Origin of the sequence: Nonomuraea sp. NPDC049419 (assembly GCF_040676995.1) — a bacterium.
Lineage (GTDB): Bacteria > Actinomycetota > Actinomycetes > Streptosporangiales > Streptosporangiaceae > Nonomuraea > Nonomuraea salmonea.
The window spans coordinates 156939-174685 of the sequence record NZ_JBFAQB010000016.1 but is presented as its reverse complement, the minus strand read 5'-3'; the positions used below and the strand labels follow the sequence as shown (position 1 = coordinate 174685).

The window sequence follows — 17747 nt, the reverse complement described above, 5'->3', positions numbered from 1 at the left end:
AAGGGTCAAGCTGGGTGAATGCTGAGAGTCAAGTCCGGAGCTCTCCGCCGGGCACGCCCGCGAGGTCCTCGACCGCATCCGCCGCCCACCGGCTGACCTGGGGATGCACGGCGGCGTTCGAGGCGAGCGCGCGGAATATCGTGAGGGCGGCCGCAGCATCGAATGCCGCGAGTGTTTCGGCCGCCCGGAACCGCACCTCCCCGTCCAGGGTCTCGCCCAGGGCGATGAGCAGACGGACGCCGGCGTCCCGGTCCAGGCGGGCGAGCATGCCGGCGGCCCGGACGCGCATGACGCCGTCAGCGCCGGTCTCGGCGGCCATGGCCGTGAGCAGCGGGACGGCCTCCTGGCCGGCCAAGGCGGCGTCGGCGCCGTTCCCGGTGGTTGTAGCCGTGAGCAGCGGAACAGCGTCCTGGACGGCTGCGGCGGCGTCGAGCCTGAGATGGCCCGGCACCGTCACGTCGGCGGCCACGCTGTGGAACGCGCGGGCGGCGGCGTCGCGGTCCAGCTTCATCAGGGCTTCGGCGGCGGCGAGCCGGCAGGAGCCGTCCAGATGGGGGTCGGTGGCGAGGGCGTGCAGCACCGGCGCGGCGGTCTGCGGATGCAGCTCCACGAGCGCCTCGGCTGCCCGGGACCGCAGGATCCCGGTGAGCCGGGCGTCGCTCGCCATGGCGGCCAGTGCGGCGACACCGGCCCGCCGGTCCGTCTCCGCGAGCGTCTCGGCCGCCCTGACCCGGACGATCCCGTGCGCGGTGCCGTCCTCCGCCATGGTCGCCAGCGCGGCGGCACCGTCGCCGGGGTCCTGCGCCGCCAGCCGCTCGGCCGCCCGCAGACGGGTCACGTCGGAGAGTGTCGTCTCCGCCGCCAGCGTGCGCAGCGCGTCGAAGGAGATCGACGGGTCCAGCAGGCCCAGCGCCCGGGCCGCCTCATAGCGTGCGGAATCGTCCACTCGCCGGTCGGCGGCCAAGGTCCGCAGCAGCCTGATGCCGGCCTCCCGGTCCAGCGCCGCCAGCTTGGTCGCCGCCTTGACGGAGACCCGGCCGGTGCCCCGCGCCAACGCCGAGAAGGCGGCGAACGCCGCCGAGGCGTCCAGCGGCTCCAGCGCCTCGGCAGCCGTGCAGCGGTGCGTGGCGCTCACACGGGGGTCGGCGGCCAGCGTGCCGAGTGCGTCGGCGGCCGTGGCCAGGTCCAGTTCGCGGAGCCTCAGGGCGGCGTCCAGCCGGTAGGGGTCGCGCTGCTCGGCGTCGCAGGCCAGGGCGTACAGGGCCGCGACCGACGCCTGCGCATCGAGGTCGCGCAGCGAAGGGGAGGTCGCCAGGCGGTAGTAGTCGACGCCCCTTTCCACGTCGGCCAGGGCGCGGACGGCGGAGACCGCCGCCGCCTGATCCAGGTTCCGTAAGGCCAGGACGGCCTGGATCCGGGTGTCCGTCCAGGCGCTGGTGTCGGCGACCAGCGCGTGCAGCGCGGCGACGGCCGCCGCCTGGTCCAGCTTCCGGAGAGCCTGCGCCGCCGCCACACGCGAGCTGCCCGGCACGCGCGACTCGGCGACCAGCGCGCGCAGGGCGGACGTGGCCGCCGCCGGGTCCAGCTCGCCGAGCTCCTTCGCCGCCGCCACCCGGAAGGCCCCGGCCATGCCGCGCTCCGCCGCCAGGTCACCGAGAGCCTTCACCGCCGCCGTCCTGTCGTGCCGGGCGAGTTCCCTGGCCGCGTCCAGCCGTATGGGCCGGCGCAGCTCCTGATCGGCGACGAGGTCACGGAGGGCTCCGACGGCGCCGGCCCGATCGAGTGCCGTGACAGCCAGGGCCGCCTGGAGGCGGGCGTGATGTCCCAGTCGCGGATCGGCCGCCATGGTGATCAGCAGAGCGCTCGCCGCGCGGACGGTCTCCGCCGCCGGCTCGGCACCCTCGCGCGCGAGCTCGGCGACGCAGGCGACAGTACGGCGATCCGTCGCCAGCCGGTGCAGCGCGGCCGGCAACTCCAGGTCGGTGCCGGTGCGTTGCCAGGCGAGGATGAGGAAACGGTGATACGAGGTCGGCTCCGCCGAGGCGGGTCCGTCCAAGAGCTGCTCGAACGCGTGCTTGCTCAGCACGGCGTCCCCCACGACGTGGCGGGCGGCCAGGAAGTCGGCGACGGTCTGGTGGACGAACGTCATGGCGGCGTCCCGTCCTGCCACCAGACCCGTCCTGTGCGTCGTCTGGACCACCAGCGCCTCCCACTCCCTGGCGGGCAGACCGTCGGGGCGCAGTTCGGCGGCGGCGCACGTCACGGCGGTGAAGAGGTCGGTCGTGCGGCCGTCCTGCCGCTCGGCGGCGACCGCGCCGAGCGCGAGGAGCACGCGTCGCGGCAGCCCGTTGACGGCGGGCGCGGCCTGCTCGCCCAGGTGGTCGAGGCGGTTCCTCAGGTGCTGGGTGATGCTGAGCGGCGCGGCTTCGTACATGTCCTGTTCGAGCAGATCGAGGAAGGTGTCGTAGATCCCGAACCGGTCGCGGGGGAGTGGCCGGCCGGGGCGGGCCGTGCGGATCTGGCACAGGATGGCGGCCACCAGGGGGATCCGTGCCAGGTCACCCGTCGTCGTGATCGGGGGGTGGTGCGCCTCAGCCGACCCGTACGCGCTGATCCAGCTCCGAGCCAGGTCGCCGAGCCGGCCGTCGTCGAGGGGTAGCAGGTCATAGCCGATCATGTCGGGGTCGTTGTCGACGGCCTGCTGTTCCTCGTCCGACAGGTGGCGGCTGGTCAGGACGAACCGGTAAGGCCCGGCGCGGTGGGAGCGCAGCAACCGGATGACCGTCGTGCGGCGGCGGAGGTCGATGATCTCGTCGAGGCCGTCGATGAGCACCAGCCAGTGCTTGCCGGGGTAGGGCTCGCGCCAGAAGAAGTCCTCGGGGAGCGGCAGCACGTGCCGCCCCCTGAGCTGGGCCTCGGTCGCCGCTTTGAGCTGGGCGGCGAACGAGCCGGGCTGGGTGAGGTAGGAGGCGGGCACGTACAGCGGGGCCGCGGACGGCGGCCGATGAGCGCCGGGTGACCGGGTGAGCCAGCGATCCGCCAGCGTGATCAGCGCCATGCGGAGCAGGCTGGACTTGCCCGAGCCTGGGCCGCCGAGAAACACCCTGGTCCCTCCGTCGTGGCCGATGAGCTCCTCGGCGGACTGCGGCTCGTCGTACACCGCCTTCTCGACCATCGGGCGCTCGCACGCGCCGGGGTCGGGCAGCGGGTGGTGTCGCCTGGCCTGCCGGCGGATGTAGACGTCCGGCAGCGGCGGCAGCATGGCCCCTGGCAGCACGCCCGGATAGGGGTGCTCGGCGGCGGCGTCGCGAGCCGCCGCGAGGTAGGAGTTCAGCAGCGTCAGGTCCGGAGCCTGGGGAGAGCGGACCGGCCGGGAGGCGCGTTCCTCCCTCGCCTGATTCCAACGGGCCTCGCAGTCCCTGCGTCGCTCCCGCCACCACGGGGAGGCGGACGGCGGCACACGGCCCGCGTCGTCACCGGTGTACCGCAGCAGCTGCGCGACCAGGCTCCACAGCACCTCGACGTTGGACGGCACCGCGCCCCGCGTGAACCAGTCCGCGACCTGGGAGGTCGTCAGCCGTACCCCGGACTCGCCGCTATTGGCCTCCTCGATGACCTTGGCCCTGCTGTAGTCGGGCACGGCCCGCTTGGCACGCTCTTCCAGCCCGCGGAGGTATGCCTGGAGCGGTGCCGGCTCCGGTCGAGACGCCATGCCACCTCCTCCTGTTCAGGCGAGCCCGTCCGGCGCGTCCGGTTCTGGCGCGGCATGAGGGCTACGTGACCTGCCCTTCTCCGCTGCCGATCCGGTCCGTCCGCTCTGGCTGGCGAGTGCTCGTGCCACTGCTCTTTCCTTGAGCCCGTCCCACCTCAAAGGAGGAGAAGATCGGTGAATGACCCATTGGTCATGATCGCTATGGTCGCTGCGGTTATCGTGCTGATTATTGCGGTGACCGCGATCATCATTGTGCGATTCGCCCTCGACGGAACCGCGTCGTCGGACCGCGCCCGGGTCCTGAACGGCGTCGCCCGGATAATCCGCGCCATCCGGGGCCGGAGACAGTGAGATCAGGTGGAAAGTCGTTCGGTGCTGACAGGGGCGGGCAGCAGCTTCCCGAACGGCACGTTCCGCAGGACGCGCAGCCTTTCCCTGGCCTGCGGATGACCCCGGTCGGCCGCGAGGCGGTAGTAGAACCCGGCGATGTCCCGCTTGGCCGGGCCCTCCCCCTCGTAGGCCAGGCCGTAGGTGTAGGACTGGTGGGCCGCGTACATCACCGGATGCGGGTCCTTGTCGAACGCTTCGGCGTCGGGGTGGCGCTTCCTGAGGGCGTCATGGAGCCAGAACCGGGCCTGCGCGTGCTCGCCGAGCAGCAGGTGGATGATCGCCAGCCGGTACGTGGACTCGACGTCACCGTCGGAGGCCAGCCGCACCAGCCGGGCGACAGTCCTCGTCGTACGCCGCTCGGCTTCGTCGGCCGGCGTCCGATACAGGTCGGAAGAGCCGATGGCGGGCACCCGCGGCTGCTCCGATCGGGCGGCGAGCCAGCGCTCCTGCCACTGCTGTACGGTGCCGAGCGCCTCGGCCGGCAGGCCGGTCAGCTCGGCGTGACGGTGACACACCATGACGAAGGAGGCGACCAGCCCCCAGTCGGGGAGGCGCTCGCGCTTGCCCTTGAGTATGTCGTTGAGCGTGCTCGGGGGCAGTTCCTTGGGCATGCCCTCCGTTTGCGACAGCCGGTGCATCTGGGAATAGCTCGGCTGGCCGGCCGATTCCCGCAGCGCTATGAGCGCGGCTATGAAAGGTGATTGGGCTCCTGCCCGTGAAGTGTCAGTCATCGTCCTTGATGAGGTCGTAGGTCGTGCGGTGACGCCATGTTTCCAGAAAGAGTCTCGTATACAGCGCTACTTCCGAGATTCCATCTCATCCGGTTTCGATCGTCACTTTAGGCACGTCACGGACCATTGATCTCATCAGTGATGCATGCATAAATGCAGTGATCTTTCCGGATGAATCCGGAAAGATCCGGATGACTTCGGATGGGAGCGGATCAGCAGCAGGCAGGGGCGGGCCCGTGACCAGGTGTCATGCCGGGGGCATGGGGCATGGGGCAAGGGGCATGAGGGGAGGGCGGGGGCATCTCGGGGGGTGGAGGTGAGCGAGCAGGAGCGCGATGACGGCGCGTACGGTGCGGACCTGGGGCCGCTGGGTGCCGAGAGCGTCCAGCGCATGCGGGCGGGCCTGCGACAGATCCAGGAGCTGCACGGCCAGATGGAGCGGCTGCTCGACGCCATCCTGGCGATCAGCTCCGAGCTGGAGCTGAACCAGGCGCTGCGCACCGTCGTGGAGGTCTCGGCCGACCTGGTGGACGCCCGCTACGGCGCGCTCGGGGTGCTGGACGAGCGGGGACAGTTCAGCGACCTGGTCACCTACGGGGTGCCCGACGAGGTGGCCGACGCGATCGGCCGCATGCCCACCGCCCACGGCCTGCTGGCCGAGCTGGTCTCGCGGCGCCGCCCGATGCGGATCGACGACGTGACCACGCACCCCTCCTTCCGCGGCTACCCCGCCTCACACCCGATCATGAAGTCCCTGCTGGGCGTGCCCGTCCTGGTGCGCGGCACCGTCTACGGCAACATGTACTTCGCCGACAAGCGCGGCGGCGGCCCGTTCACCGGCGACGACGAGCGGCTCATCGCGGCCCTGGCCAGCGCGGCCGGCGTGGCCATCGAGAACGCCCGCCTGTACGAGCGCATCCGCCGCAGCGCCGAGACCTTCCAGCGCAGCCTGCTCCCCGAGCTGCCCGACATGAACGGCCTGCGGGCGTGCGCCCGCTACCGCCCCTCCACCGCGATCCCGCCGATCGGCGGCGACTGGTACGACGTCGTCATGCTGCCCGACGGCGTGGCCTGCCTGGTGGTGGGCGACGTGATGGGTCACGACGTGCGCTCGGCGGTCGTCATGAGCCAGATCAGCAACATGCTCCGGGTGATCGCGTACGAGCTGTGCCGGCCGCCGTCCCGCATCCTCGCCCGCCTGGACGAGGTGCTGCACGGCCTGCACGGCGGGCCGATGGCGACGGTGCTGGTGGCCCGCCTGGAGGAGCGCGGGGACGCGGAGTGGCTGCTGTGCTGGTCGAGCGCGGGCCACCCGCCGCCGCTGCTGGTCACCGACGACGGCGCGGCCTTCTACCTGCGGGCGGAGGCCGGCCACCCGCTCGGCGTCGTCCTCGATCTGCCGCGTCCCGACCACGAGCAGGTGGTCCCGGCCGGCTCGAACCTGATCTTCTACACCGACGGCCTGGTGGAGGAGCCGCCTGAGGGGATCGACGCGGGCATGGCCGACCTCGCGCGCGCCGCCGCCGAGCTGCGCGATCTGCCGCTGGAGGAGATGTGCGACCGGCTGCTCGCGCACCGGGGCGAGCGGTTCTGCGACGACGTCGCCCTGCTCGCCGTGCGGCTGGCCGCGCCCGCGGCCCTGCGGTCATGAGCCGGGACGGCGCTCGCGCAGGATGAGGAAGACCGCCATCGAGCCCAGCGCCCACACCGCGAGCACGAGGAACGGCATCAGCCGCTGGTGGCCGCCGAAGTAGACGGCGGTGTGCTGGGCGTTGACCGAGGCGCCGGGCGGCAGCCAGCGGCCGATGGCGCCGAGCGGCGAGGGCAGCAGCGGCCACGACACCGCGCCGCCCGACGACGGGTTGCCGAGCAGCACCATCAGTCCCCAGGTCGGCAGCATGGCCCAGCGCCCGACGAGGGTGTTGAACATGGTGAACACCATCCCCGACGCGAACATGGTCAGCGCCAGGATGAACCACGACTCCATGATCGGCAGGATGAGCGCGCCGAGCACCCAGTCGACGATGGCGACGATGGCCAGCGCCCCGAGCATCGAGTACGTGATGACGGCCGCGATGCGCTGCCAGGGCGTCAGCCCGCCCGCGTGCACGTTGAGCTGGACGGCGCCGATGAACCCCATGACCACCGCGGCCAGCGTGATGTAGAACAGCGCCAGGCCGCGCGGGTCGCCGCGCTGCAGCGGCTTGATGTCGCGCACGGTCAGCCGGACCCCGATGCGCGCCGCCGCCACGGGGGCGGCCTGGGTGAGCACCTGCGCGACCGACGCGCCCGCGGCGCCGGAGACGTCGAGCCTGACGTCCGAGCCGCGCACCACGAGGATCCCGAAGACCCGCTGCTCCTCGACCAGCTGCCGGGCGTGCGCCGGTGACGGCTGGTAGATCAGCGCGAGCGAGGCGTTGAGCTGCCGCTCCAGACCGGCGGCGAACGCCCTGCCGCGCACGGTCTCGTGGCTCATCCCGACCACGGCGACGGGGATCCGATGCGGGGTGGGGTTGGCCATGGCGTACGTGTAGGACCCGGCGAACAGCCCGGCGCCGGCCGAGACGATGAGGATGAGCACGGTGGCCGGCCCGTACGGCGACTCCTTGAGAGCCGCCCAGCGGTGGCGCAACCGTTCGTGCATGCCCTCACGCTAGGCATGCGCGGCCCGCCGCCCCGGCGGTGACACGCGCCCCTTGTGCAGGTTTGATCCTCCGGCGGCGGATAGGCTCGCGCGGTGAACGAGCCAGAACCTCTGACCGACGACCTGCTGGAGATCGCCGACGCGCTGGTGCCAGGCGCGCCGCTGGACCGGGCGCGGCGCGGTCCCGGCGGGGTGCACGACGTGGTGCTGCTGCCGGGCGTGGCGGCGGTACGCGTCTCCCGCCGCCCGCTCGGCGCGGCGCAGATGCCGCGCGGGGTCGAGATCCTGCGCGCGGTCCGGGCGGCCGGGCCGCCCTTCGAGGTGCCTGAGCCGCTGACGCCGGTGACCGACTTCGGCGAGCGCAGGGCCGTGGCGGTCTCCTGGCTCGACGGTACGGGGCTGCCGGAGGGCCAGGGCGATCCCGGGCAGATCGCCGGGCTGCTGGCGGCGCTGCGCGAGCTGCCGGTGACGGAGGAGCTGCGCGGGCTGCTGCCCGCGCCCAGGGCACACGACGGGCACTGGGCGCGCGTGCTGGAGCACGAGGTGCTGCCCCGGCTGCCGGAACGGCTGCGGCCCGAGGCGGAGCGCAGGCTGGCCGCGGCGCTGGAGCTGGAGACGGGGCCCGACGTGCTGGTGCCCGACGTGCTGGTGCACGGCGACCTGGCCGGCGACAACGTGCACTGGGCGCAGGACGGCACGCTGGTCGGAGTGCTCGACTGGGACCGGGCGCAGCTGTTCGACCCGGCGATCGACGCCGCGTTCATGAGCTGGCACGGCTGGGAGAACGTGCGGGCGGCCGTGGACGCCGAGACCTATCGCCGGGCCAGGGTCTGGGACCGGTTGTTCGGGGTGAACATCCTCTGCGCGGTGTTCACCATCGGCGGTGACCCGCTGCCTCTCCCGGACAGTTACGCCCGGCACATCGCGGCCTGGATGGAGGCGGAGGCGGGCGCGGTCCGGTAGCGCTTTACGTAGTGATATTGCCGTCAAGGCAGCGTGAAATCGCGAAATATGCCCCGGTTTGTGGTGATTTCCGGCCTAGCCTGAACACGAAGGGAGCAAAGCTACGGGGGAGGGACGACCATGGCTGGAGGTCCCGGATTCGAGCAAGGGGGCGGCTGCGGCCGACGCGGCTGGCGATGCCGCTGGCGGAGGCGCCGCTGGCGCTGGAGGAGAAGGCGCTGGTGGGGCTGGGGTGGCCCCTGGGGAGGCGGCTGGGGCTGGTGACGGCTCCTGACCGTACGAACGATCGTGATCGTCCCGGGCCTGGGGGTCCCGGCACGGTCACGACCGCTCGACCCCGGCGCACCACACCCGCAGCACGTTGCGCGTGGCGGTGATGTCGGCAAGCGGGTCGCCGTCGATGAGCAGCAGGTCGGCCCGCATGCCCGGCGCGATGACGCCGCGGTCGGCCAGCCCGAAGTGGCGGGCGGGCAGCGAGGTGGCGGCCCTGAGCGCGGCCGCCGTACCGAGCCCGGCCTCGACGAGCAGCTCCAGCTCGTCGTGCAGGCTCTTCCCGTACGGGACGGCGAGCGCGTCGCCCAGCTCGTCGTTGGCGTCGGTGCCCGCCAGGACCGGGACCCCGGCCCGGTGCAGGGCCTCGACCGTGGCCTGTGCGGCGGAGAAGCCCTCGGGCCGGCCGGAGAAGCTCGCGATGGCCCGCATCATCGTCAGCGTGGGGACGGCGACGCGCGTCCGCTCCACGTCGGACGTGCCGGCCGGGATCCCGAGCGGGGTATGGGTCACCACGTCGGCGCCCGCCTCGATCGCCATGGTGTAGGCGCCGGGGGAGGCCGCGTGCGCGACGACCTGCCTGCCGTGCCGATGCGCCGCCTCGACCAGCGCCCGCGCGACCTCGGCTCCCGGTCCGCCCTGGCCGGGCGCCTCCAGGATGACCTTGATGTAGTCGGATCCCTCCGCGACCCGCGCCGCGACCCACTCCTCGGCGGCGTCCGGATCGGTCACGATGGCCTCGCCGTCCAGGCCGAGCAGCCGGGCATGCCGGCCGCCCGGCCCGATGGCCGGCAGCCCGGCACTGCGCAGGTCCGTGGTGCCCGACGCGCGCCGCAGGGAGCCCGGCAGCTCCGGTGGCCATGAGGCCATGTCGAGCGCGGTGGTCACACCGTGACGGGCCAGCACGTCCAGCGTTTCCCGCCTGCGTACGTGAACGTGCGCGTCGATCAGCCCCGGCAGGAGGACGGCGCCACGCGCGTCGACGACCCTCCCACCACCCGGCCCGCCCTCGATCACCCCGTCGCGCACGGTCACGGTCACCGGCGCGGTCAGCTCCCGCCCGTCGAAGACCCGCACCTCGACCACCGAGAACGCTTCGCTCATGTCCACCCCTATAAGAGACAATTTTGTCCTCTAACAGAGGATACGGCGGCGTCCGCTATAACCGGAGGGGTGACCTTCCGTCCTGGCACCGAGCCGTCCACGCGGCGGCGGGGCAGTGAGCTGACCAGGGCCATCTACCAGGCGGCCTTCGAGGCGCTCGCCGAGCAGGGGTTCGGCGCGCTCGCGTTCGACAAGCTCGCGCCGCGCGCCGGCACCGGCAAATCGGTGCTGTACCGGCGCTGGTCCTCGCCGGACGAGCTGCTGCTCGCCGCACTCCGTGACCCGGTCGTCGGGTTCGGCGAACAGCACGTCCCTGACACCGGGTCGCTGCGCGGCGATCTGCTGGAGCTGCTGAACAGGTTCGCCGCCGTCCTGTCCGAGCCGCGGGGGCGGGCGCTGCACCAGCTGCTGAACGATCGCGGGCGGCCGCCCCGGCTGGCCGCGGCGATCAAGGAGCTGGTGATCGTCCCGCATCGGGACACCCTGCTCGGCTGCCTCAGAGCCGCCGCCGAGCGGGGCGAGGCCGACCCGGCGCGCGTGACCCCGCTGGTGGCCTCGGTGGGGCCGCGCATGCTCCTCGGCGAGTCGGCCGACAAGGGGTACGTGACCGCCGAGGACGTCGTCACGCTCGTGGACGAGATCCTGCTCCCCCTGGCGGCCCCTCGCTGAGCGGCCGGCGGCGGGCCCTCGGCTCAAGGGCCCGCCGCCTCCCCCCGTCCGGCCGCGGCGGAAGGGCACCAGGCGGCGCGGCCGGCCGGGACGCCGGGCAGTCGTCGGGCAGTCGTCGGGCAGCCGTCAGGCGGTGCGGCAGGAGACCGAGGGCCAGGTCCAGTTGCCGCCGTGCAGGACGGTGAAGCCGAAGGTGTTGCCGTTGCCGTTCGGCCGCATCGTCATCACGCGCCCGCTGGAGTCCCAGGACGGGCTGCCGTTCCACGTGGCGATGACCCGCTGCGGCGAATTCAGCGTCACCGTGACGATCCACGAGCTCGACCCCGACACCGTCACCGACAGGTTGAACCGGTCGCCCCACTGCTGGCCCGGCGTGATGGTGGCGGTGCAGGAGTCGCCGGGCGGCGGGGTGGTGGGGCCGCCGCCGCCCTCGGGGGCGACGGCGCGGCCGGTGCTCGGGGAGATCATGCCGGCGCACAGGTTGCGGCTGCTCAGGTTCGCGGCGATCTGGGGGATGGCGGCCAGGGTGGTGGCGTACTGGTCGTGCATGAGGATGACCTGGCCGTTCTGCAGGCGGCCCGCGGCCTGGACGATCTGGGCGGTGCTCGCGCCGTTCCAGTCCTGGGAGTCGACGTCCCACAGCACCTCGGTGAGGCCGAGCTGCTGCTCGATGGACCTGACCGTGCCGTTGGTCTCCCCGTACGGCGGCCGGAACAGCCGCGGCGCGCTGCCCGTGACCTGCTGGATGATCTGCTGGGTGCGCTGCAGCTCGGAGGTGATCTGCGAGCTGCCGAGCTGCGTCAGGTGGGGGTGCGACCAGCTGTGGTTGCCGATCCACATGCCCGCGTCGCGCTGCGCCCTGACCAGGCTCTGGTTGTTCTGGGCGTTCTGGCCGGTGTTGAACATGGTGGCGCGCAGGCCGTTCGAGGTCAGGGCGTTGAGCAGGTTGAGCGTGTTGCCGGGGTTGGGCCCGTCGTCGAACGTCAGCCCGACGTACCCGGCGCTGCAGTCCGCTGCGGCGGCCTGGCGTTGCGCGGCGACGGCTGAGGTGGCGGTGACGGCGAGGCAGGTGGCGAGGATCGCGCCTAAGAGCGCGGTGACGAGCGCGCTGCGGCGTTTCCGGTCGATCATGCTGATCCCTTTGATCGTCTGAGGGGGCTGCACCTGCGGTCATTGTGAGAACGACGCCGAAATGTGTCAACATCTGACAGAAATGTTTCGGACAGATGCTCGTAATGCAGCGGGAAACAGTGGCTCTCACATGCCTCTATGGCGACCGAAAATTATCGGATCCATGAAAGCTTCTTCCATGGCCACGGCAGGTCTCGGTCAACGGCGGGCCCCTAGTCGGTCACAGCAGGAAGCGAGCAGAAACCGGTGGGTATATTCGGCAGGAGAGGGCGTTTTATGCGTCTTTTTCAGCTTCTGTCGCAATGTCGCGGGCAGGGGGGTGATCAGGAAGGCCGTCGAGAACCGTACGCCCGTCACCTTCTGAAGAGGGGGAGTTCCCCATGCCCGGCAACAAGGGAGTCGTGTACGAAGGCCCAGGAAAGGTCGAGGTCCACGAGCTCGACTATCCCGATTTCGAGCTGAAGGACGGTCCCGGCGTCAACCCGGGCAACGTCGGGCGCAAGCTGCCCCACGCCGCCGTCGTCAAGACCGTCGCCACCAACATCTGCGGCAGCGACCAGCACATGGTCAGGGGCCGTACGACCGCGCCGCAGGGCCTCGTGCTCGGCCACGAGATCACCGGCGAGGTCGTCGAGACGGGCCCCGGTGTGGAGTTCATCAAGGTCGGTGACCTCGTGTCCGTGCCGTTCAACATCTCCTGCGGCCGGTGCCGCAACTGCAAGGAGGGCAAGACCGGCATCTGCGAGCACGTGAACCCGGACCGGCCCGGTTCGGCGTACGGGTACGTCGACATGGGCGGCTGGATCGGCGGGCAGGCGCAGTACGCGCTGGTGCCGTACGCGGACTGGAACCTGCTGAAGTTCCCCGACAAGGACCGGGCGATGGAGAAGATCCTCGACCTGGCCATGCTCTCGGACATCTTCCCGACCGGCTACCACGGCTGCGTGACCGCCGGCGTGCAGCCCGGCTCGACCGTCTACATCGCCGGCGCCGGCCCGGTCGGACTGGCCGCCGCCGCGTCCGCGCTGCTGCTCGGAGCCGCCGTCGTCATCGTCGGCGACCTCAACAAGCAGCGGCTGGAGCAGGCGCGCAGCTTCGGCTGCGAGACCGTGGACGTCTCGCAGGGCGAGCCCAAGGACCAGATCGAGCAGATCCTCGGCGAGCCCGAGGTGGACTGCGCCGTGGACGCGGTCGGCTTCGAGGCGCGCGGCCACGGCCGGGAGGCGCAGAAGGAGCACCCCGCGACCGTGCTCAACACGCTGATGGACATCACCAGGGCGGGCGGCGCGCTCGGCATCCCCGGCCTGTACGTGACCGGCGACCCGGGCGCCGCCGACGAGGCCGCCAAGCGGGGGTCGCTGTCGATCAGGATCGGGCTCGGCTGGGCCAAGTCGCACAGCTTCACCACGGGACAGTGCCCGGTCATGCGCTACAACCGCCAGCTCATGCAGGCGATCCTGCACGACCGCGTCCAGATCGCCAAGGCCGTCAACGCGACGCCGATCCCGCTGGACGAGGCGCCGCGCGGCTACCAGGAGTTCGACGAGGGCGCGGCCCGCAAGTACGTCCTCGACCCGAACGGTTACCTCGGCGCCGCCGCCTAGTTCCGGAGGTACGGTGTCGGACGTGCTGTGCGGCGCGCCCGACACCGTCCTCGTCGTCATCCGCGGCAACTCCGGCTCTTTTGTGGCCTCCCGTCTGTCCCCCTGCCAGGGTGTTCAGCGTTCGGCGGCGGCTTTGTCGGGATAAAACCCGTTGAACGAGCGAGTACTCACTCATTAGCCTCTTTCGCATGAGTAAGAGGCGACGGGTGCCGGCCATGGCCCCGGAAGACCGGAGGGCCGCGCTCATCGCCGCCACGCTCCCGCTGCTGCGCGAACACGGCACCGCCGTGAGCACCAGGAAGATCGCCGAAGCCGCGGGCGTGGCCGAGGGCACGATCTTCGGCGTCTTCCCCGACAAGGCGTCACTCGTACGGGCGACGCTCATGCACGCGTTCGACCCGCGACCGGCCGTCGAACGCATCCAGGGCGTCGGCACCGAGACCGACCTGCGCACCCGGCTGAGCCAGGTGGTGAAGCTGGTGCGCGACGGCATGAAGACCAACGAGCGGCTCCACGCCGGCGTCGGGGAAGTGGCGATGCGGGACAAGGAGTTCGCCCAGCATCTGCTCAGCAGCCGCCGCCACATCGCCGACGCGGTGGCCGCCCTCATGGCGCCCGACCGCGACCGGCTGCGCCGTTCCCCCAAGGCCGCGGCGCACCTGCTGCTCATGCTGATCGCGGTCAGCACCCAGGCCAAGTTCGGCCCCGCCGGCGACGAGTTCAGCGACATGGACGACGACGAGATCGTCTCCGTGCTGCTCGACGGGCTGCTCGTACGGCCTTCCCCCACTCCACCCACAGAAAGCACCAGTTGATGCTGTTCCGTCTCCTGCGCGTCCAGCTCAGGCCGTACGGGAAAGAGATCACGCTCGTCGTCCTCTTCCAGTTCGTCCAGACACTGGCCACGCTCTATCTCCCCACGCTCAACGCCGACATCATCGACGACGGGGTCGTCAAGGGCGACACCGGCACGATCATGCGCATCGGGCTGCTGATGCTGGGTGTGACGCTCATCCAGATCGTCTGCTCGATCGTGGCCGTCTACTACGGCGCCTACATCTCCATGGCCCTCGGCAGAGACCTGCGGGCCGCCGTCTTCCACCGCACCCAGGCCTTCTCCGTCCAGGAGGTCAACAGGTTCGGCCCGCCCTCGCTGATCACCCGCACCACCAACGACGTGCAGCAGGTCCAGCTGCTGGTGCTGATGACGTTCACCATGATGGTGGCCGCGCCGATCATGTGCGTCGGCGGCATCGTGCTGGCGCTGCGCCAGGACACCGCGCTGTCGTCGCTGCTGCTCGTGGTGCTGCCGCTGATGATCGTCATCGTCGGCACGGTCGTCGTGCTGATGCGTCCGCTGTTCCGTACGATGCAGGAGCGCATCGACCGGATCAACCAGGTGCTGCGCGAGCAGATCACCGGCATCCGCGTGATCAGGGCCTTCGTCCGCGACACGCACGAGCGCGAGCGCTTCGGCGTGGCCAACGACCGGCTCACCGACGTCTCGCTCAAGGTCGGGCGGCTGATGGCGCTGATGTTCCCCTCCGTCATGCTGGTCGTGAACGTCTCCAGCGTCGCCGTCATCTGGTTCGGCGGCCACCGCATCGCCGACGGCACCATGCAGGTGGGCGCGCTGACCGCGGTCATCTCCTACCTCATGCAGATCCTCATGTCGGTGATGATGGCGATGTTCATGTTCATGATGATCCCGCGCGCCGAGGTCTGCGCCGAGCGCATCAAGGAGGTGCTCGACACCGAGCCGACCGTCCACCCGCCGGCGGACCCCGTCACTCCCAGCCGCCACGACGGCGAGCTGGAGCTGCGCTCGGTCGGCTTCCGCTACCCGGGCGCCGAGGAGCCGGTGCTGTCCGGCCTCACCTTCACCGCCAGGCCGGGGCGGACGACCGCGATCATCGGCAGTACGGGCAGCGGCAAGACGACGCTGCTCAACCTGGTGCCGCGGCTGTTCGACGCGACCGAGGGCCAGGTGCTGGTCGACGGCGTCGACGTCCGCGACCTCGACCCCGCCGCGCTGTCCCGCGCGGTCGGCCTGGTCCCGCAGGCGCCCTACCTCTTCTCCGGCACCGTGGCCTCCAACCTCAGGTACGGCCGCCCCGACGCCACCGACGAGGAGCTGTGGCGCGCCCTGGAGATCGCGCAGGCCCGCGAGTTCGTCGAGGCGATGCCAGGACAGCTCGAGGAGCCCATCGCCCAGGGCGGCACCAACGTCTCAGGCGGCCAGCGCCAGCGCCTGGCCATCGCCAGGGCCCTGGTGCACCGGCCCGAGATCTACCTCTTCGACGACTCGTTCTCGGCGCTCGACTACGCCACCGACGCCCGGCTGCGGGCCGCGCTGGCCGAGGAGATCACCGACGCGACCATCGTCATCGTGGCCCAGCGGGTCAACACGATCCGCGACGCCGACCTCATCCTCGTCCTCGACGACGGCCGCCTGGTCGGCAGCGGCACCCACGCCGACCTCATGACGAGCTGCCCGACGTACAGGGAGATCGTCCTGTCCCAGCTCACCGAACAGGAGGCCGCAGCATGACGGCCCAGGCGCCCGCGCGCCGCCCCCAGCCCGGCTTCGGGCCCGGCCGCATGATGGGCGGGCCCGCGGAGAAGGCGCTCGACTTCCGCGGCACGCTGCGCAGCCTGATGCGGCTGCTGCGGCCCGAGCGCGCGCTGCTGATCGTCATCCTCGCGCTCGGCGCCACCAGCGTCGCGCTCACCGTGATCGGCCCCAAGATCCTCGGCTACGCCACCGACCTGATCTTCTCCGGTGTCATCGGCGCCCAGCTCCCGCCGGGCGCCACCAAGGAGCAGGCGGTCGCCGGGCTGCGCGTCCAGGGCCAGGACACCTTCGCCGACATGGTCTCCTCGATGCACGTCGTACCGGGCCAGGGCATCGACTTCACCGGGCTCGCCCAGGTGCTCGGCTGGGTGCTGGCCGTCTACCTGCTGGCGGCGGCGCTCGGCATCGTGCAGTTCCGCATGACCACGACCGTCGTGCAGCGGGCCGCCGCCCGGCTGCGCGAGCGCATCGAGGCCAAGCTGGGCCGGCTGCCGCTCAGCTACTTCGACTCCCAGCCGCGCGGCGAGATCCTCAGCCGCGCCACCAACGACACCGACAACATCGCCCAGAGCCTGCAGCAGACGATGAGCCAGCTCATCACCTCGCTGCTGACGGTCGTGGCGGTGCTGGTGATGATGTTCGTGATCTCGCCGGTCCTCGCGCTGATCGCGCTCGTCACGGTGCCGGTGACGGTCTGGGTCACCGCGCTCATCGGCAAGCGGTCGCAGCCGCAGTTCATCGCGCAGTGGTCCTCGACCGGCAAGCTCAACGGCCACATCGAGGAGATGTACGGCGGCCACACGCTGGTCAAGGTGTTCGGCCGGCAGAAGGAGGCCGAGGACACCTTCACCGAGCACAACCAGGCCCTGTTCGGCTCCAGCTTCCGCGCCCAGTTCATCTCCGGCGTGATCCAGCCGGCCATGATGTTCATCGGCAACCTCAACTACGTGCTGGTCGCCGTGGTGGGCGGGCTCAAGGTGGCGTCGGGCTCGATCTCGCTGGGCGACGTGCAGGCGTTCATCCAATACTCCCGGCAGTTCAGCCAGCCGCTCACCCAGGTGGCCGGCATGGCGAACCTCGTCCAGTCGGGCGTCGCCTCCGCCGAGCGGGTCTTCGAGCTGCTGGAGGCTCCCGAGCAGTCGGCCGAGCCCGCCAAGCCCGCGCGGCCCGAGCAGGTCAGGGGCCGGGTGGCGTTCGAGAACGTGTCGTTCTCCTACAACCCCGACCGCCCGCTGATCGAGAACCTGTCACTGACCGTCGAACCCGGCCAGACCGTGGCCATCGTCGGCCCCACGGGAGCGGGCAAGACGACGCTGGTCAACCTCATCATGCGCTTCTACGAGGTGACCGGCGGCCGCATCACGCTCGACGGGGTGGACATCTCCGAGATGTCCCGCGAGGAACTGCGCTCCAACATCGGCATGGTGCTGCAGGACACCTGGCTGTTCGGCGGCACGATCGCCGAGAACATCGGCTACGGCGCCGAGAACGCCACCCGCGAACGCATCGAGGCCGCCGCCGAGGCCGCCCACGTCGACCGCATCGCCCACACCCTGCCCGACGGCTACGACACCGTCATCGACGAGGAGGGCGCCGCGGTCAGCGCCGGCGAGAAGCAGCTCATCACCATCGCCAGGGCGTTCCTGGCCGAGCCGGCCATCCTCATCCTGGACGAGGCCACCAGCTCGGTCGACACGCGCACCGAGGTGCTCATCCAGCGCGCGATGAGCTCGCTGCGCGAGGGGCGTACCAGCTTCGTCATCGCCCACCGCCTGTCCACGATCCGCGACGCCAGCCTGATCCTCGTCATGGAGGACGGTCAGATCGTGGAACAGGGCACCCACGAGTCTTTGGTGGCGGCCGGCGGCGCCTACGCCCGCCTCCACGAGGCCCAGTTCGCCCAGGCCGTGGTGGACGTCGAATAACGCGACACAGGGGAGGGGCCGCGCGTCCC

The 17747-nt window shown here is 71.2% G+C and carries 13 protein-coding genes; 8 read left to right on the top strand and 5 right to left on the bottom strand.

The features are described from left to right. Nucleotides 1–28 precede the first annotated feature (28 nt). Nucleotides 29–3712, bottom strand: a complete 3684-nt coding sequence (locus AB0K12_RS35350) for a hypothetical protein (protein ID WP_364571185.1) — start codon at nucleotides 3710–3712, stop codon at nucleotides 29–31. A gap of 174 nt (nucleotides 3713–3886) precedes the next feature. Here AB0K12_RS35350 and AB0K12_RS35345 point away from each other — a divergent pair, with 174 nt between their 5' ends. Continuing rightward, nucleotides 3887–4063: a hypothetical protein gene (locus tag AB0K12_RS35345; protein WP_364571183.1), complete on the top strand. Its 177-nt coding sequence runs from the start codon at nucleotides 3887–3889 to the stop codon at nucleotides 4061–4063. A 2-nt stretch (nucleotides 4064–4065) separates the two neighbouring features. Here the strand turns inward: AB0K12_RS35345 and AB0K12_RS35340 are convergent, their stop codons facing one another. Further along, nucleotides 4066–4713 (bottom strand): hypothetical protein, encoded by a 648-nt coding sequence (locus AB0K12_RS35340; RefSeq protein ID WP_364571181.1) that lies wholly within the window; start codon nucleotides 4711–4713, stop codon nucleotides 4066–4068. 436 nt (nucleotides 4714–5149) lie between these two features. Here AB0K12_RS35340 and AB0K12_RS35335 point away from each other — a divergent pair, with 436 nt between their 5' ends. Further along, nucleotides 5150–6484 (top strand): GAF domain-containing SpoIIE family protein phosphatase, encoded by a 1335-nt coding sequence (locus AB0K12_RS35335; protein WP_364571179.1) that lies wholly within the window; start codon nucleotides 5150–5152, stop codon nucleotides 6482–6484. On the opposite strand, the gene AB0K12_RS35330 is transcribed toward AB0K12_RS35335, so the two are convergent. Then, nucleotides 6479–7477 carry an ABC transporter permease gene (locus tag AB0K12_RS35330; protein ID WP_364571177.1) on the bottom strand — a complete coding sequence of 333 codons (999 nt, stop codon included), beginning with the start codon at nucleotides 7475–7477 and terminating at the stop codon, nucleotides 6479–6481. The genes AB0K12_RS35335 and AB0K12_RS35330 overlap by 6 nt on opposite strands. Before the next feature lie 93 nt (nucleotides 7478–7570). Here AB0K12_RS35330 and AB0K12_RS35325 point away from each other — a divergent pair, with 93 nt between their 5' ends. After that, complete coding sequence (locus AB0K12_RS35325) at nucleotides 7571–8440, top strand: aminoglycoside phosphotransferase family protein (protein ID WP_364571174.1); 870 nt, start codon at nucleotides 7571–7573, stop codon at nucleotides 8438–8440. A 321-nt stretch (nucleotides 8441–8761) separates the two neighbouring features. Here AB0K12_RS35325 and AB0K12_RS35320 read toward each other — a convergent pair whose 3' ends face one another. Beyond that, nucleotides 8762–9814 (bottom strand): amidohydrolase family protein, encoded by a 1053-nt coding sequence (locus AB0K12_RS35320; protein WP_364571172.1) that lies wholly within the window; start codon nucleotides 9812–9814, stop codon nucleotides 8762–8764. Between the two features lie 69 nt (nucleotides 9815–9883). Between AB0K12_RS35320 and AB0K12_RS35315 the strand changes: the two genes are divergently transcribed. Next, entirely contained in the window at nucleotides 9884–10483 is a 600-nt protein-coding gene (locus tag AB0K12_RS35315; RefSeq protein ID WP_364571170.1) for a TetR/AcrR family transcriptional regulator, read from the top strand. Between the two features lie 126 nt (nucleotides 10484–10609). On the opposite strand, the gene AB0K12_RS35310 is transcribed toward AB0K12_RS35315, so the two are convergent. Continuing rightward, the gene (locus tag AB0K12_RS35310) at nucleotides 10610–11614 is read right to left on the bottom strand and encodes a polysaccharide deacetylase family protein (RefSeq protein WP_364571167.1); all 1005 of its coding nucleotides are present in this window, start codon (nucleotides 11612–11614) and stop codon (nucleotides 10610–10612) included. 380 nt (nucleotides 11615–11994) lie between these two features. Between AB0K12_RS35310 and fdhA the strand changes: the two genes are divergently transcribed. From fdhA to AB0K12_RS35290, 4 genes are all read left to right on the top strand, one after another. After that, nucleotides 11995–13218 (top strand): formaldehyde dehydrogenase, glutathione-independent, encoded by a 1224-nt coding sequence (fdhA, locus tag AB0K12_RS35305; RefSeq protein ID WP_364571165.1) that lies wholly within the window; start codon nucleotides 11995–11997, stop codon nucleotides 13216–13218. A gap of 188 nt (nucleotides 13219–13406) precedes the next feature. Further along, nucleotides 13407–14033, top strand: coding sequence for a helix-turn-helix domain-containing protein (locus tag AB0K12_RS35300; RefSeq protein WP_364571163.1), 627 nt, complete (start codon nucleotides 13407–13409; stop codon nucleotides 14031–14033). Next, nucleotides 14033–15769, top strand: a complete 1737-nt coding sequence (locus AB0K12_RS35295) for an ABC transporter ATP-binding protein (RefSeq protein ID WP_364571161.1) — start codon at nucleotides 14033–14035, stop codon at nucleotides 15767–15769. The genes AB0K12_RS35300 and AB0K12_RS35295 overlap by 1 nt, the downstream gene beginning before the upstream one ends. Then, the gene (locus tag AB0K12_RS35290) at nucleotides 15766–17718 is read left to right on the top strand and encodes an ABC transporter ATP-binding protein (RefSeq protein WP_364571159.1); all 1953 of its coding nucleotides are present in this window, start codon (nucleotides 15766–15768) and stop codon (nucleotides 17716–17718) included. Before AB0K12_RS35295 ends, AB0K12_RS35290 begins: the two co-directional genes overlap by 4 nt. The last annotated feature ends 29 nt before the right edge of the window (nucleotides 17719–17747 follow it).